Source organism: Kitasatospora sp. NBC_01300 (assembly GCF_041435235.1).
Lineage (GTDB): Bacteria > Actinomycetota > Actinomycetes > Streptomycetales > Streptomycetaceae > Kitasatospora.
In genome coordinates this window covers 4432317-4448221 of sequence record NZ_CP108408.1, presented here as the reverse complement: position 1 = coordinate 4448221, position 15905 = coordinate 4432317, and the positions used below count along the sequence as shown (strand labels likewise).

At 65.3% G+C, this 15905-nt stretch carries 12 protein-coding genes; 8 read left to right on the top strand and 4 right to left on the bottom strand.

Translation table 11 applies throughout. The annotated features are described in order from the left end of the window. The first annotated feature begins 108 nt into the window (after positions 1-108). Together OG556_RS19755 and OG556_RS19750 are read left to right on the top strand one after the other, a co-directional pair. Positions 109-504 carry a CU044_2847 family protein gene (locus OG556_RS19755; RefSeq protein WP_371518255.1) on the top strand — a complete coding sequence of 132 codons (396 nt, stop codon included), beginning with the start codon at positions 109-111 and terminating at the stop codon, positions 502-504. Positions 505-903: 399 nt separating this feature from the next. After that, the gene (locus OG556_RS19750) at positions 904-3225 is read left to right on the top strand and encodes an RNA-binding domain-containing protein (protein ID WP_371518253.1); all 2322 of its coding nucleotides are present in this window, start codon (positions 904-906) and stop codon (positions 3223-3225) included. Between the two features lie 53 nt (positions 3226-3278). Here OG556_RS19750 and OG556_RS19745 read toward each other — a convergent pair whose 3' ends face one another. Then, positions 3279-4097, bottom strand: coding sequence for a class I SAM-dependent methyltransferase (locus OG556_RS19745; RefSeq protein WP_371518252.1), 819 nt, complete (start codon positions 4095-4097; stop codon positions 3279-3281). Beyond that, positions 4094-5395 carry a helix-turn-helix transcriptional regulator gene (locus tag OG556_RS19740; RefSeq protein WP_371518251.1) on the bottom strand — a complete coding sequence of 434 codons (1302 nt, stop codon included), beginning with the start codon at positions 5393-5395 and terminating at the stop codon, positions 4094-4096. The genes OG556_RS19745 and OG556_RS19740 overlap by 4 nt, the downstream gene beginning before the upstream one ends. A gap of 203 nt (positions 5396-5598) precedes the next feature. Between OG556_RS19740 and OG556_RS19735 the strand changes: the two genes are divergently transcribed. The 6 genes from OG556_RS19735 to OG556_RS19710 all read left to right on the top strand — a co-directional run bounded on the left by OG556_RS19735 (position 5599) and on the right by OG556_RS19710 (position 13344). After that, complete coding sequence (locus OG556_RS19735) at positions 5599-6414, top strand: ATP-binding protein (protein ID WP_371518250.1); 816 nt, start codon at positions 5599-5601, stop codon at positions 6412-6414. Positions 6415-6427: 13 nt separating this feature from the next. After that, positions 6428-7615 (top strand): cupin domain-containing protein, encoded by a 1188-nt coding sequence (locus OG556_RS19730; protein ID WP_371518249.1) that lies wholly within the window; start codon positions 6428-6430, stop codon positions 7613-7615. Beyond that, complete coding sequence (locus OG556_RS19725; protein WP_371518248.1) at positions 7612-8508, top strand: aldo/keto reductase; 897 nt, start codon at positions 7612-7614, stop codon at positions 8506-8508. The genes OG556_RS19730 and OG556_RS19725 overlap by 4 nt, the downstream gene beginning before the upstream one ends. Before the next feature lie 19 nt (positions 8509-8527). Further along, the gene (locus tag OG556_RS19720) at positions 8528-9325 is read left to right on the top strand and encodes a hypothetical protein (protein WP_371518247.1); all 798 of its coding nucleotides are present in this window, start codon (positions 8528-8530) and stop codon (positions 9323-9325) included. A 257-nt stretch (positions 9326-9582) separates the two neighbouring features. Further along, positions 9583-11805: a hypothetical protein gene (locus OG556_RS19715; RefSeq protein WP_371518245.1), complete on the top strand. Its 2223-nt coding sequence runs from the start codon at positions 9583-9585 to the stop codon at positions 11803-11805. Between the two features lie 135 nt (positions 11806-11940). Next, positions 11941-13344: an IS1380 family transposase gene (locus OG556_RS19710; RefSeq protein ID WP_371518244.1), complete on the top strand. Its 1404-nt coding sequence runs from the start codon at positions 11941-11943 to the stop codon at positions 13342-13344. Positions 13345-14026: 682 nt separating this feature from the next. Here OG556_RS19710 and OG556_RS19705 read toward each other — a convergent pair. Together OG556_RS19705 and OG556_RS19700 are read right to left on the bottom strand one after the other, a co-directional pair. Next, positions 14027-15328, bottom strand: coding sequence for a DUF3631 domain-containing protein (locus OG556_RS19705; protein WP_371518242.1), 1302 nt, complete (start codon positions 15326-15328; stop codon positions 14027-14029). 299 nt (positions 15329-15627) lie between these two features. Further along, complete coding sequence (locus tag OG556_RS19700) at positions 15628-15843, bottom strand: hypothetical protein (RefSeq protein WP_371522761.1); 216 nt, start codon at positions 15841-15843, stop codon at positions 15628-15630. Between the last annotated feature and the right edge of the window lie 62 nt (positions 15844-15905).

Sequence of the window (15905 nt, the reverse complement as noted above, 5' to 3'; positions counted from 1 at the left end):
GCGCCCGATACAGTTCCCCTCGCGAAGAAGAAGGATAGGCCCACGACCCGGGCCGGACACCGGTTTTCCGGCAATTCGACCCCGGCAACGACACCCCTTGGAGGAGAAATGTCAGAGCTTGTCCAAGTAGTGACGCCCGAGGGGACGTTCTGGGCCCGCATCGAGGAACAGCGCGGCCCCAGGGACGTCGCCCTGCGCCGCCCCAGCTACCAGCTGGACGACCTCGCGAGCACCCTCCAGACCGTGGTCGGCAACGTACGATCCGGCCTCCGGGCGGCCGCCCCCGACGAATTCACACTCGAATTCGGAATCGAGCTCTCCGTCAAGACGGGAGTCCTCGTCAGCGCAGTGACCGGAGTCGACGGAAAGGCCAGCCTGAAGGTGACGGCAACCTGGCACAAAAGCAGCGAGCCCGCCCTTTCCGCCCCGCCGAACGACCCGGAGGAATCGGAGGATTCCGACGACCCGGCCGAACCCACCGAACCCGCACCCGAACCCAGCTGACCAACCACCCCACGACCCGCGGGCAACGCAGAAGGGCCAGCCCCACCGGATCACCCCGGCGAGCTGGCCCTTCGCGCTGCGAGCCCCCTGTCGGGTTCGAACCGACGACCCCCGCTTTACAAGCCCCGCCCGGATCCTGATGGGGCGTGATGCCTGATGCCGCATGGCGCTTAACCTGCAGGTCAGCGCCACGTCACAGGTTTCGTGATCCAGCTCCGCTTGGCTCCTGCCATCCCGTCCGCTCACGCAGCGCTCACACACCCGCTCCAAGCGGCTCCCGCCCTGGACTCGTCCTTGTCATTCCAGCCCCCAAGCCTCACTTGCCTCACTAGACTGCCGGGATCCACGCCGGTCCTTCGGCGCACCCTGATGCAAGCCTGAGCAGAGAGCGGGTAGCGGATGAACCTCGCCACCATCGAGCGAATGGTACGAGAGGGCGATCTGAGCATGGAGGCCCTCAAATATCTGATCGATTGTCGCGGCGAGTGCGAATGGCTTGATTTCAAGCAGGAACTGCATCTGGAAAACGATCACGGCGCGGCATCCTTTACCAGAGATGCCCTAGCCATGAAGAATACCGGCGGCGGGTACATCGTGGTCGGCGTTCAGGATAAGAGCTGGGTACCTGTGGGCCTGGCCAGCGAGCTTCCCTACGATGCGAAGCTCCTTCGCGACAAGATTCGCCGTGCAGCGGGAATCGAGATCGCCGTCGACATTGTGCAGCATCAGCTTCGCTACACCGGAGAACCTCGCTGGTTTGCAGTAATTTTTATCCGCTCCGCCGCCAAGCGGAAAAAGCGACGCACGCCCACCCTCGTAAAGCACGACTTTTGCATCAAGGAATCCTTCGGCCTTCGGCGAGGCGAGATCTATTTCCGCCGCGGCGACTCCACCGTTCGAATCGACAACAGCGAGGAGCTTGAGGAGCTACTCGATGACCTCGAGGAACGTGCAGACCAAGACAGTCTTGACAAAGAAACCAAAAGCCCATTTGCGGTTGACTCGGGAACTTATCGACTCCTTGAGAAGGACTACCGGTTCTTTGTTGGACGTAACAATCTCCGAGAGCAGCTCGTTTCCGCAGTGACAAGAGATCCACGCATCTGGATAATTAATGTGCACGGACCTGGCGGAGTCGGAAAGTCCGCACTTGCCACATGGGCCGCATACCATTTTTACGAGGACCGAACCTTCGAGGCCATCCTTCAACTGACCGCCAAGGAAACGGTTCTAACCGCTGGTGGCATCACTCGATCCGAGAGCAGGACCCTCTATTCACTCGAAGGGTTGCTCGACCAAATCCTTAGACTCTTCAGCGAGGAGCCTCCTGACGCCCTGGAGGAGAAGAAGAGCACAGTCATTGAGTGGCTTTCCGTATGGCCAACTCTAATTGTGCTCGACAATCTAGAGACAGTAGACGACGGAAGGATTATCTCTTTCGTCCAGGAACTCCCTCCAGAGTCGCTGGCAAAGGTCATCATCACTAGTCGGCGCAAGACTGGCGGGTGGGAATACCCGGTAACTGTTCCCGAGCTAAATAATGCCGAGACGCGCGAGTTTGCGACGGTGAAGGCAGAAGAGCTCCAGATCAATCTGCAACTAACGGATCGCCGGATCGAGCAGATCAACAAAGCGTGCGGAGGACTCCCTCTGGCCATTCAGTGGGCACTCGGGCGATACAAATTGCGAGGAGACCTCGACAGCGCACTGAAAGATGTCAAGGGAGAGGATTCGCCAGTACTGGAATTTAGCTTCCGCAACATCTGGGATGTTCTATCGCAAGACGCGAAGCGGGCCTTGTCAGTAATGTACATTTTCGACACCCCTCCCGGGATCCAGCTTCTTGCCCTTGCCGCGGAGATGTCGCACGACCGCCTGGACACAGCCTTGCGAGAGCTGGAGGAAGCGACGCTTGTGAGTCGCCAGCTCCACCCTGCGGACGGGCAGGCGGTATTCGTGAGTCTACCCATCACGCTTGCTTTCGCCGGCCGTCAGCTCTCGCAGTTCGGCACTCTGGAGACCGACGCGCGACGCCGGGTACAGCAATATACGCAGCAGATGGAGCTAAAATCATGGGAAGTAGAACGTTTCGTTAGCGTTTTCGAGCGATACGGAATTCAGACCGACAACGAGAAGCGTGGCGCAATTCTATGCCGCCGCGGAGAATCCGAAACATTCTCAGGAAACCTCGAGTCCGCAGATGATCTGTTCAAGCAGGCTCGCGAGGTCGCTCCAACGAGTGCATACGTATTTGCCATGAGCGCCAACTACGAGCTGGCCAGAAAACGAATTGGCCAGGCGATAAACTTTGCCAATATTGCATGCAGCCGAGCAAATAAACTCACTGGGGGGCTCGCATATAGTGTGAAGGCTCGAGTGTGCGACGCCCAGCGTGACAAGTATGGACGGGTAAACGCTCTGCGTCGAGCGGTAGAGTTCTCGCCCAGCGATCTCGTGTTGCGTCACCAACTTGGCGTTGCACTAAGTCGCGCTGGAGAAACCGACGCCGCCATCAGGGCGTTCACAAAGATCATCGATGATGAGTCCATGAAGGAGGTCCCGAGTGAAACACTCCTCATGGCCATCAAGACCCGAATCATCAATTACAGGCGTCTTGGGCGCGTCGACGAGGCACGAGAGGATCTGGTGCTAGCCAAGGCCCTGCTGGCCCAGCATCCACACCTGAGCTCACAGGCTCACCACATCGCTGAGCTTGAATAGGTGCCCGCGGGGGTCGTGCCTGCTCTGCCCGCAGGAGCAGGCACGACTTGCCCCTACAGCTGGCATACCAAAATCCCGCCAAGGCACGTGATCTTGAAGAAGCCTCGGGCATCGATGGTCGCAGCAGCGATCTCAGCCGCTCGGCTGACGGTCTCATGGAACGGGACACCGCATTGGGCTGCCCACGCCTCGTAGGAAGCTAGGTGGGCGACGATCGGCGCAGGATCGGTGATCTCGATAATTCCGGGCAGTTCCCGCACCTGGACGTCTTTGAACGCCGTCCCGAGGTAGCCGCGGGCCTTCTCCAGGGAGAAGCGGGAGCTTAGCGAGACTCGCGCCGGCCCCTCCGGAATCCCGAGGACGTCTCCTGCAGCCTTGGCCCAGAGCTGGTCCAGCTCCCGCTTGTCGGTGTCGCTGTTGGTCGAGGCAATGAGCACACCGCCAGACCGGAGGACGCGGGCCAGCTCCTTGATCGTGGCCTCAATATCGCTGACGTGGTACAGCATGTGCAGGGCCAACACGGCGTCGACGGTGTTGTCGGCGAAGGGCAGAGCTTGGGCGTCGGCCACCAGGACCGGTTTCTCGACGTCGGTGAGGATGCCCGCCGAGATGTCCATCCCGACGACCTGAAGGTCGGGCCGGTTCTTGTGTAGGCGGTTGACGAACTTGCCGTTGCCGCAGCCGACGTCGAGGACGATCCCGCCCGTACCGGCCAGCTCTTCGACGACGATCCCGGGCAGGTCGTACTGCGGCTGCTGCCACCGGTAGATGAACTGGCGGGCGGCCAGGTGGCGTCCGTCGGCATAGGCGCTGTTCGCGAGGATCGTCTTGTCGGCGACTGCGGCGTCCTGCTGTGCAGTGTTGCTCGTCACTGGGGCAGCTCCGGAGGATTCGTGAGTGCGGGTCGAGAGCAGGCTTCTCTGACATTCTCACGGAGACCCAGGACGATCGGGGAGCCTGCGTAGGCGGGCTCGGCGAGACGAGTGCTCAGTGCCCGAAGACGGCTGGAGATGCTCGCTGTTCGCCGGTCCGGTGCGGCGTCCAGCACCACCAAGAGCTTCTCCTGCACGCCGTCGAGGTCGCCGTGGGCGAGGTGGGCGTTGGCGAGGTCAAGGCGGGCGGCCAGCAGGTCGCCCGAGGACTGTTCCTGCTGCGGTGCGGACTCATACAGGGCGATGGCCCTGGAGGACGCCTCGATGGCGCGGTTCACATGCGACCGGGTACCCAGGGCAAGGAGGGCGGTGCCCGCATAGGTCCACTGCTTGGCCTCGGGAAACGTGAACACGCCGGGAAGATCCACGGCGACTACAGTGCTCCGCGCCGCCTCGGCAGCTTCCACGGCTCGTAGCGCGCTCGCGGTGTCGCCGAGCGCGGCGGTGGCCCGCGCTTCGAGGCTGAGCAGACGAGCTGCGATCGTCCCGCTGTCCGCGTACGGCAGTCCGGCTCTGGCCAACTCGGCGGCCTGGCGGTGGTCCTGCTGCCAGTAGGCGATCAGGGATTGGACGGATCGGATCCAGGCCCGGAGACCGTTGTGGCCGGCTGACTCCGCGCAGCGCCAGGCCGTTCGCGAATGCGTAGCCGCAGCTGCGTACTGGCCGAGGTCGAGGGCGACATGGGTGGCCAGGCCACAGAGGCGTCCGGCCTGCAGGTAGAGATGGCTTGTCTGGTGGGGGTGTTGGCGGCCTCGGAGTAAGTCGAACACTCCTCGCCGGAGGGCTCCGATGTCGTGGAAGAGCTCGGATACCGGCTTGCTCACGTAGTCCCCTGCAAGCCTTGCGATGTCCGCGTCGGTCTGTTCGAGCAGCGTGTCGTCCACGTTGGACGCGCTCGCGAAGCGGAGGAAGAGTGCGGACTCTTCCGAGTCGGCTGCCACGGCCGATACGAGGTCGTTGTCGTGGCCCGTCCGCCGAACAGGAGCAAGCGGCGCGCTGCTGGACGGTGGAACTGCTTTGGCGGCTGGAGGGGGTGATGCCAGCAAGTCGGCCAACTGGTCGACCGAGAGTTTCAGGGCGCGGGCGAGCTTCGGCCGCATCCAGGGCTGTGGGGCACCCCTGCCGCTCTCCCATCGCCCCACGGTTGTGCGGTCCACATCGAGGGCTTCAGCCAGTGATTCCTGGGTGTGGCCGACAGCCTCCCTGCGCTGGATCAGCCGGGACCTCCTGGATGCCATCCCGCGTCCTCCAGAGGTACGTCGGTTCGTCTGCAGCCATAACAGGCCAGGTCATGCCCGGGTTCGCAGCAAGGATGCCTCATCGCCGCTTCAATTCTGCTCTGTTTCACCGGCGTTGGAGGCGGTTCTGTAGATACCTGCCGGGTGAATCCCGGCGCGAATCGGCCCGCTGCCGACCTCGTTCCGGTGAAAGGTCCGCGCTCATGTCCGTCGCCACTCGCCAAGCGGTCACCCCTGCCCCGTTCGGCTTTCGCGTGCTGCCCACTGCCGAGGCCGTACCGAACGCCCGGCGGCGGGTGATACGGGCCGTGCGCAGTTGGGGACTTCCGCTCGCGGAGGACGCGCTCCGCGATGTCGAGTTGCTGTCCAGCGAGCTGATCACCAACGCTGTGTCCCACACCCACGCCCCGTGCGTCGTGTGCGTGTCCTGGGACGGTGAACGGCTGCGCGTCGAGGTGACGGATGTCGGCCACGAACTGCCGGCTGCCGGCGGGGTCGATCTCGACGCCACCGGCGGGCGAGGACTGTTCCTGGTGGCAGCGCTCGCGACGAACTGGGGCGCCGAGCCGGACCCCGCCGGCAAGCGGATCTGGTTCGAGGTCGGCACCACCGCCGCAGTCTCGGGCGACGAGCGACTCACCGCACTGGTGAGGGCCCCGCCCCGAAGGCACGGGACGTCGTCCCGACCAGTGCCTGACACGACTTCCTCCCGCCCCGACGCGGGCTTGGGGGGATGCAGGTGGCCGCGCCGGCCAACGGCCGAGCGGCACAAGTACCTGAGGTTCCTTGCCAGCGGCTTTGTCCTGGCAACGGATCCATCGCTGCACCAACGACGGGGCTGGGCAGCCGCCCGCCCCATGATCCCGAAGGAGTGCTTCATGCCCGAGAACCTGACGACCAGCACCGAGCCGGACGGCGACGGCCTGCTGGTCGCCCGAGCGAAGGTCGCCGCGGCTCGCTCGCGCGGCGAGCAGCCGTCGGACGGCGGCTCCACCGGCCGAACCGACACCAACGACTGACGGCTGCATCACGATGGCCGCCGAGCACTTCTCGGTGGTTGAGCGTCTGGGCGGGGATGACTTCCTCGCCCGGACGCTCGGCCGCAGCTTCAAGGTCGCACGCGGTGAGGCCGCGTCGCTCGCCGGACTGATGAGCTGGGATGACCTCAACGCCATCCTGACCCACCACCGGTTCGAACCCCCTCGCTTCCGCCTCGCCGCCAACGGGGAGCAGGTGCCCGCGCACACCTACTCCCGGCCGATCACCACCCGGCGGAGCACCGTCTGGCACCAGCTCCAGCCCTCCGAGCTGCACAAGAGGCTCGCCGAGGGTGCGACGCTGGTCTTGGACGCCGTTGACGAACTCCACCCCGGCATCGGGTCCCTGGCCGGCCAGCTGGAGCGCTGGCTGCGAACCGGCGTACAGGTCAACCTGTACGCCTCCTGGACCGGCACCGAGGGCTTCGGCGTCCACTGGGACGATCACGACGTGGTCGTCGTCCAGCTCGACGGCGCGAAGCGCTGGCGAATCTACGGACCGACTCGCACAGTCCCCCTGCACCGCGACGTCGAGATGCCCGAGCCGCCGCCGGACGAGCCCATTGCCGACCTGGTGCTCAACGCTGGTGACATGCTCTACCTGCCCCGGGGCTGGTGGCACGCCGTCGCCGCCTCCGAGGGCCAGCACTCGCTGCATGTCACGTGCGGGCTGCAGAGCACAACAGGCGCCGATCTGATCACCTGGCTGTCGGAAATGCTGCGCGCCCACGAGGCCGTCCGAGCGGATGTCCCGCGCTTCGGCACCACCGAGGAGCAGCGAGCCTTCCTCGACACGATCGGCAAGCTCCTCGCGGCCGAGCTGGAGAGCGACGACCTGCTCGCCCGCTTTTCCTCCGCCCGCGATGCCACCGAGCGAGCCCGGCTCGCGCCGTCGCTGCCCCACATCATTGCGGCCCCGCCGGATGCCGACCTGCAGGTGCGCCTGGTCACCACGCGGCCCGCGCTCGCGGCCATGCCCGACGGTACCGTCCGGTTTACTGCCGGAGGTGAGGAGTGGACGTTTGCCGCCAAGGCCGAGCCGATGCTCGCGCTCCTTGCCGACGGGGAACCTCACCGGCTGGCCGATCTCGCTCAGGCCGCAGGCATCACTCTCGGCCAGGCGGCCGGTGTCGTGACAGAACTGGTCGACGGCCAGGCCGCCGCGATCGGAGGCCCACGATGACCGCCCGGCTGGGCCTCGGCACCTATCGCTGCCTCGATGTGGCCGAGGCCGCGCTGATGGCCGCCTCCCGAGGTGCCGACTGGGTGGACACAGCGCCCAACTACGCAGGCGGCCAGGCAGAGATGTCTCTCGCCGTGATTCTGGCTGCCTACCCGGATCTGTGCGTCTCCACAAAGGTGGGCTTCGTCCCGGCCGGCGCCGGGCACATCGGTGTGCGAGCCGGTGCCCTGTCCCCAGCGGACGCCGAACGCGGGCACTGCCTCGCCCCGGGCTACATCGCCTGGCAGCTCGCGCGCACCAAGCTCATGCTCGGCCGGGTACCCGACCTGGTGTTCGTGCACAACCCCGAACATGCCTGCCCGGACAGCGAGATCACCGGCAGGCTCTACAACGCCTTCCTGGCTCTGGAGGAGGCATGCAGCCAACAGATCATCAGCGCCTACGGAGTGGCAACCTGGCGCGGTTTCAGCAGCGGCCTCTTCGACGTGCCCACGCTGGTCGAACTCGCGACCAAGGCGGGCGGGCCGAGTCATCACCTGTGGGCCATCCAGCTCCCGGTCTCCCTCGTCCACCTCGCGCCCGTTGCCCAGGCTCTCGACGGCCGCGGTCCGTTGGCCGACGCCCTGGCCGCGGGACTGGAAGTGTTCACCTCCGCCCCGCTTCACGGCGGCGAAATCCCTGGCCTGGTGACCCCGGAACTGTCCGAGCTGATCACTCCTGGCAAGACCCCTGCCGAGACCGCCCTCGCCGTCGTTGCTTCAGCCCCAGGGGTGAAGCGCGTGCTCCTGTCGACGGGAAACCCGGAACACTGGATGCGGGCCGCCGAAGCCGTCGGCCGACCGCCGTTGTCTCCGGACGTACTCCGAAGGGTCGTTGATGTACTCGGTACCTGAGCCGGACACCGCCAGGCGGATGCGCGGAATGCATGCCGCAGCAGCAGCGGCGCTCGACGCGACGCCGGTCGGCTCCCACGAAGCGTGGGGCTGGCGCGGTCGTACCCTCAGCCGCCCGGTTGCCACGGCGTCCGGCGAGGGCTGGCTCCGCCTGGTGTCCGCCCCGGCTGCCAAGGCCGGCGGGAAGCTCTGGGAGGGACCGCAGGAGGCAGAACGGCTCATGCCTCCTGCGGTACCCCGGCCGCGCCTGCGGGAGCGGCGTACCTGGACCGAGGGCGGGCACGGCTACCTGGCGGAGCTTTACGACAAGATCACCGCTTCGACCATCGCTACCCACGAGCCGATCCTTCGGGAAGCGCCCGACCTGGACGACGCCTGGTGGGACTCGCTCAGCACCGCCCTCGACGCCATTGCCACCGTTCCCAGCAACCGGGTGGCGGTTCGGCAGGAATATCTGGACCGCGCCATGCCCCAGTACCTGGGCATCCCCGTCAACACCACCGTTCCCGCCTGGGCGACGGCCCACGGCGACCTGCACTGGGCCAACCTCACGAGCCCTACGCTCACCGTGCTCGACTGGGAGGGCTGGGGCGTCGCGCCCGCAGGCTACGACGCAGCCCTCCTATACGCCTACAGCCTCCTCGTCCCGGAGACTGCCGCCGAGGTCCACCGCCGCCTCGCTCACGTCCTCGCCACCCCAGCCGGGCTCTTCGCTGGACTGGTCGTCATCACCGAACTGCTCCAAACCACCACGCGAGGCGACAACCTCGGCCTCGAGGGGCCCCTGCGTACGTGGCTCTCGGAGATCACCAGATGAGAGCACCTCTGCGAACGGCGCAGGCGCCACGACGGCCGCTCTCACCATCGGCGACGCTCTGGAACCATCACTTCGCCGGCCGAGATCGAGCGGCGACAGTCGCCATGGAGATCTTTCGCAACGCCATCGAAGGCAAGGTCGGTGCAGCGTAACCTGCAGATGTGACAGATCATCACGTGCCAGCAGTCTCAGCCCCAGGGCCGCCTAACTTCCAACTGCATACACTCGGATGGCGCGCCTTCCAGGACTTGGTGGCAATGATCTTCCGCGAGGTGATTGGGCAATTCTTTCAGCCCTTCGCGGACAGTGCGGATGGTGGAAGGGATGGCGCCTTCTACGGCGAGTGGAGAAGTCATCCCGGCGCCATGTCGGAAATACCTTCAGGGGCTGGCGCTTTCGTGATCCAGTGCAAGCACACTAATCGCGACTCCACGGTAACCGCTGCGGGCCTTCGGGACGAATTTGCCAAGGTCCCACGACTTGTACAAGCTAACCTGTGCGAGACATATATCCTGGTCAGCAACGCGCGACTCAGCGGCAACGCCGAGGAAGCAATCGTTAGCAGGTTGAGAAAATTGGGGGTGAAGTATCCCCTAGTTCTTGGCGGGCGCTGGTTAAACCAAACAATCGCCGCAAACCCGCGCCTTCGGATGCTAGTCCCGCGCATATACGGGCTGGGTGACCTGTCGCAAATTATCGACGAACGAGCTTACGCCCAATCCCGCGCCTTCCTTAATTATCTAAGCGACGACCTGTCAACATTTGTCACCACGAGGGGCTACTATCGCGCCGCTGAATCGCTTTCCGCCGAAAATTTTGTCTTGCTTCTCGGCGAACCTGCGGTCGGCAAGTCAGCAATCGCAGCAGCTCTAGCTGTCGCCGCGATTGACAATTGGGGTTGCAATGTCGTGCTCGCAGGCAGCGCCATTGAGGCAGTCGACCACTGGAACCCCCACGAGCCTAATCAATTCTTCTGGATCGACGATGCTTTTGGCTCTGTCAGGCACGAACGAGGAATGACAGACGAGTGGTGTCGTAGACTTCCGAAGATAATGGCCGCCGCAAGCATGGGGGCAAAGTTCGTCTTGACCTCGCGAGATTATATCTACAAGGAAGCTCGCAGATACCTCAAGGAGTATTCTTACCCACGCTTTCGGGAGGGCAAGGTCGTCGTAAGCGTGGAGGATCTGGACTACGTTAGCCGCCAGCAGATACTCTACAACCATCTTCGAATGGGTGATCAACCGACGCGATTCTTGTCGTGGATCAAGCCACACCTAGAAGTAGCCGCTTCGGTCGAGCCGTTTCGCCCGGAGGCGGCACGACGCCTGGGATCTTCAAGATTCACCCAAGGCTTGTGTATCACGCGGAGACGCGTTCAGGAGTTTATGGCGGACCCGGGATCTTTCCTTCGGGACGTATACGCCGGCATGGAGCGGTCTCATATTGGCGCTCTGGCCCTCGTCTACATGGCCGTTAATCTTCCCAGCCCCATCTATCTAAGTGATTTCCAGTCCGCCGCCCTTACTAGAATCGGGTGCTCATCCGCCAGCGCCCTCCAATCGCTCTCGCAATTGGAGGGAACATTCCTGCGCTACGGAAGCTCCGATTCCGACGGGGGCGCGGACTGCTGGTCTTTTCGACATCCAACGCTACGCGAGGGGTTCGCCGCCTTGATGGCGGAGGATCCCACCATGTTGGATCTCTTCATTGAAGGGATCCAAGATGGCTCTGGGTTGTCACGCCTTGACGCGCTCAACGGAAAATCCGTGGGTACGCTCGTTAGGATTCCACCCAAACTCTACCCCCGCCTTTCCGAGATCCTTTGCCAAATTCGACCGAATACCCAAGATTATAGGTCTTGGAGCCAGTATTGTCGATTCCTCGCATACCGCTGCAGCGACGGCTTCCTCACGCTTCACATGGCGCGAGATTGGTCCCTGGTCGAGGTATTGCTGAAAATTAGGCCGATCCTAGCGCTTTCCCCAGAGGTTGATGTACTCGCCAGACTACGGACCGCAGGAATTCTCGACGAGCACACAAGGCATCGCGCATTGAAGGAAATCAAGAGGATTACGGAAGAGTTTCCCGATGGATCATGGTTCGACTCTCCCGACTTTCGACTACTGATGGATCCGGGTGAGCTAATGGCCATTTCGCTCTCGGCCCGCAGATCCATCATTCCGCGCCTCGGCGAAATTTTGAGAGATTGGTCCGATCGGGCCCCCCAGGATGGCGACGCCACCTCCCATTATCGCCCTCTCTGCGAATCTTTCTACGCTTTTCAGGAGCTCATGAGATCGGATGACTCTGCGGTGTGGGAGCTCGAGAAGGCGCTCAGAGCTATCGACGAGATCAGCCGCCCTGAAAGGTTCAAGAATCAACAGTTGCTCACTCAGTCCGGCGTCCTCCACTCACCTAACGAGGAGGATCTCCATCCTGGATCAGTAGCTTCTCGCAGCACCTTCGACGATTTGTAGCAAGCAGGCTCTAACCTGCGCGTTTCACTTGGGGCCGTGTCCGGATCATGAGCGGGAACGCGAAAGTGCCTTCTGAACTGGGACGATGAGGCTTGTCTAAGGTCTCCGTCAGCCCAGCAGGAAGGCACTTTCTACGTGCACACTACCGGGTCACGTCCCCGGCTCGTCGTCTCCACCGACGGGCGCGGGGTCGTCAGCCACGCCGGGTCGCGCCTGCTGGCCGATCTCGCCGATGCCACCGGCCTCACGCAGGCCTTCGGCGACGCCCTGCGTCGGCTCCGCCCGCGCGGCACCGGCCACGAACCGGGCCGGATCGCCGCCGATCTGGCGGTGATGCTCGCCGACGGCGGCGAGGCGATCGCCGACCTCGCGCTGCTGCGCGACCAGCCCGAGGTCTTCGGCCCGGTCGCCTCCACCCCGACCGCGTGGCGGCTGCTGGCCGGCATCGATCCTGCCGCGCTCGCAGCGTTGCGCTCGGCCCGCGCCGCCGCCCGCGAGATCGTCTGGCTGCAGGCCGGCGAGACCCGCGACGGGATCCCCGCTTCTCACGCGGGCGGACGTGAACTGCCGGGCCTGGTCCTCGACATCGACGCCACCCTGGTCACCTGCCATTCCGAGAAGGAGCACGCGGCACCGACCTACAAGCACGGCTTCGGCTACCACCCGCTGCTGTGCTTCCTGGACAACACCGGCGAGGCCCTGGCAGGTGTGCTGCGGCCGGGCAACGCCGCGGCCAACACCGCCACCGACCACATCAGCGTGCTCGATGCCGCGCTTGCCCAGATACCCGACGCCCACCGCCACGGCACCGAGATCCTCATCCGCGCCGACAGCGCCGGCTCCGCCAAGGCCTTCCTGGCCCACATCCGAGCCCTGCGCTCCCGCGGGATCCGGGCGTCCTTCTCCGTCGGATGGTCCATCACCGAGCCGGTCCGCCGCGCGATCCGCCACCTCCCGGAACGGGTATGGCATCCCGCCCTCGAACAGGACGGCTCCCTGCGCGACGGCGCCCAGGTCGCCGAGCTGACCGGCCTGGTCGACCTGCCGGGCCTGCCCGAGGGCACCCGGATCATTGTCCGCCGCGAACGCCCGCACCCCGGCGCCCAGCTCACGCTGTTCGACCTGGACGAGGGCATGCGCCACCAGGTCCTCCTCACCGACACCCCCAACGGCCGGGGCTCCCTGCAACTACTGGAGGTCCGCCACCGCGCCCACGCCCGCATCGAAGATCGGATCCGCTGCGGCAAGACCACCGGATTCGGCCGCTTCCCCTCCCGTCACTTCCAGATCAACGCCGCCTGGCTCGAGCTGTCCCTGGCCGCCATAGACCTGCTCGCCTGGGCCCAAACCCTCCTGCTGGACGGAGAGTTGGCCACGGCCGAGCCGAAGAAGCTCCGCTACCGGCTGCTGCACGCCGCCGCCCGCATAACCCGCGGCGCCCGCCGACTACACCTTCGGATCGCCACCACCTGGCCCTGGCGCCACGACCTGGCAACCGCCTTCACACGACTGCAGGCCCTGCCCCGACCCGTCACCTGATTTCCCCGACCATCCCTGCCCACCCACGAACCGAGGACCTTGGAGGCACCGGCCACGCGTCGGGCCCTCGGCATGCCCCCACACCCCCACACAGGCACAACACGTCGCCAGTGCCATCAACCGAGCTCAGCCAGGCCCAACTGAAAAGCGGAGGCTAATGCTGCAAACTGTCCAATCGGGCAAATGGCATGCGTTCGTCGCTATACCTCTGAATCAGTCCCAGCCGCCTGTGTCGCCCACTGCCAGAAAGCCTCCGTCTGCTCAGGCGATGGCGAGACGGCGACGCCGAAGATGGCGGGCAGGGCAGCACCGCTCGGCTGGTGGCTACCCGCCCTCGCACGGCCACCTGCTGGTTCGCCTTCGCCTTCCTGGGCGTGCCACGTGCGTACGAATGCCGTAGGACCGTAGTACGCGACAACTTGCTCCGCCCCGAGGGCGCGGGCCGGGGTAAGGATGACTTACCCCACAACTTGCTCCGCCTGCGGCATCAGTCCGGTCACTCCCGGCGGCCTGTCCATCGCGGTGTTCCTGGACGACAGGACGGCGTTGCAGTCGTCCCACTCGTTGCATGGCTGGTCAGGGTGGTACGGGTGGTGATCCAGGGACGGTAGGACTCGTTGCGGGGAAGTAACCCGTCCCCGCCCTGAGCTGGGCGGGGACGGGTGGTACGGGTGGTAGTGGGTCAGGTGCCGGTAGCGGGTTGCTCGACGGGCTCCGGGCAGTAGCGGCTCCAGGGGTCGACAAAGCTGTTGCGGGTGAAGCCCTTGCGCTGGGTGTCGCGGTCGAAGCGGATGTTCGCCGAGCTGATGCCGTAGTCCTTGAGCAGGAGCTGCAGGCCGCGCGCGGTCAGGCCGTTGATGCCGTGCTCGGCCCAAGGTGCCTCGCTGTCGGCGTTGAGGGCGGTCAGGAGGTGCTCGGTGGACAGGGCGTCCGGGTTGCCGCCTGCGGCGAAGACGCGGCGGATGTCGGCCAGGATCCTGGTCTTCAGGCCGCCGTCCTCGTCCTGGCCGGACTCGTGCGCGGTCATGGCGCGGCAGGCCGCTCGGGCGCGGGCGGGCCAGTCGCCACCGGCGAGGTCGGCGACCGACACCAGGGGCTCCCAGGTGTCGGCTGCGCGGTCCTCGACCGGCATCGACGGCTCCATGTCGGTTGCCGTGTCGGTCAGGGGCGTCAGCCAGCCTCGAAGGCCGTTGCGGGTGCGGTGCAGGGCTGGGGTGTCCCGCTTGGAGCGGAACGCGGCGACCTGCTCGCCCGGTGCGCGGCGGCGCATGCGGATGACCACCGAGCGGTCCATGATCGTGTCCGGGAGGTCGCCGATACCGGCCAGGGCCGCCATGGCGAAGGTGGGGAACTTCATCGGCTTGTGATCGGGTCCGGACACCCGCAAGGTGGGCCGGTTCCGCTGGTGACCGGCGTTGAGCAGACCGCGCAGGTCCTCGTTCTTCTCCGCGGCCTTGATGCTGCCGAACAGGGTGTCCGCCTCGTCCACCAACAGGGTAGGCGGCTTGTCGGTGATCGACCGGAAGATGGCGGCCGGGGTGGCGTTGACCGTGATCAGCGGGTCGTGGACCGTCTCGGTGATCACGTCGAGCAGCCGGGACTTCCCGCACCGCTTGGCAGGGCCGATCACCGCCAGACGCGGGGCGTGCTGCCACGCGGGTTGCAAGTGTGTAGCGGCCACCCACAGGGTCACCGCGTCCAGCGCGTGGGCGGACGGCAGGATGACGAACCGGGCGATGGCTGACCGTAGTTCGGACAGCAGCTCCGCGCCTGGGGTGGGCGGGCTGACCGGACTGACCGGGTCAGTGACCGGCTCGGTGGTGACCCGGTCGGTCAGGGCACCGAGCTCCCGGTCAGTCCGTTCGGTCAGTATGTCGTTCTGACCGACCGCCGGTCGGTAGTGACCGGGTTGACCGGGGATGGCAACGGCGGGCCAGCCCTCCGCCGGGTCTCCCGACGCAGGCTGGCGGGAAGTAGAGTTCACGGTGAAGCTCCTCGCTGGTGCGCACGACCTCGCCCGTCGCGCTGCCACCGGTTGAACTGATTCGCTGATCTGGGGACTTCGTCCGGCCCTTGGTGTTGGTAGCACCGAGGGCCATCGCGTTCCCGGCCTGCCGAACCGACGAGCCGACTTGGCTCAACTCGCAGGCGGGTGGAGTGCGTTGCGCCGGTTTGCGACCGGCGGGCGACGCGACGATACGACCGCCCTGGCGGAAGATCCACTGCTCCGGCGGCAGTCCTCTCACGGCAGACAAGCTCGTGGTTCGACCTGCAGCCTTGTCGTCACGCAGCCGCACCGTCCGGCGCGACGTCGATGCCCAGCACCCGCAGGAGGTCTGCGGTGATCACCCGGTACTTCTTGCCCAACCGCAGCACGCGGCACGGGTAGGCGTCCCGCCTCGCCAGCTCGTAGCCCTTGCTGCGGCCAAGGCCGATGGCGCGGTTGGCGGTGTCCAGGTCGGTGGCGGCCGGCAATGCGAGCAATTCCGCCCGGCTCATGCCAGTGAGCTCCTGGTTGCCCGTCTCAGTTCGCACAGCTGTCTCCATTCACAGGGGGCGAG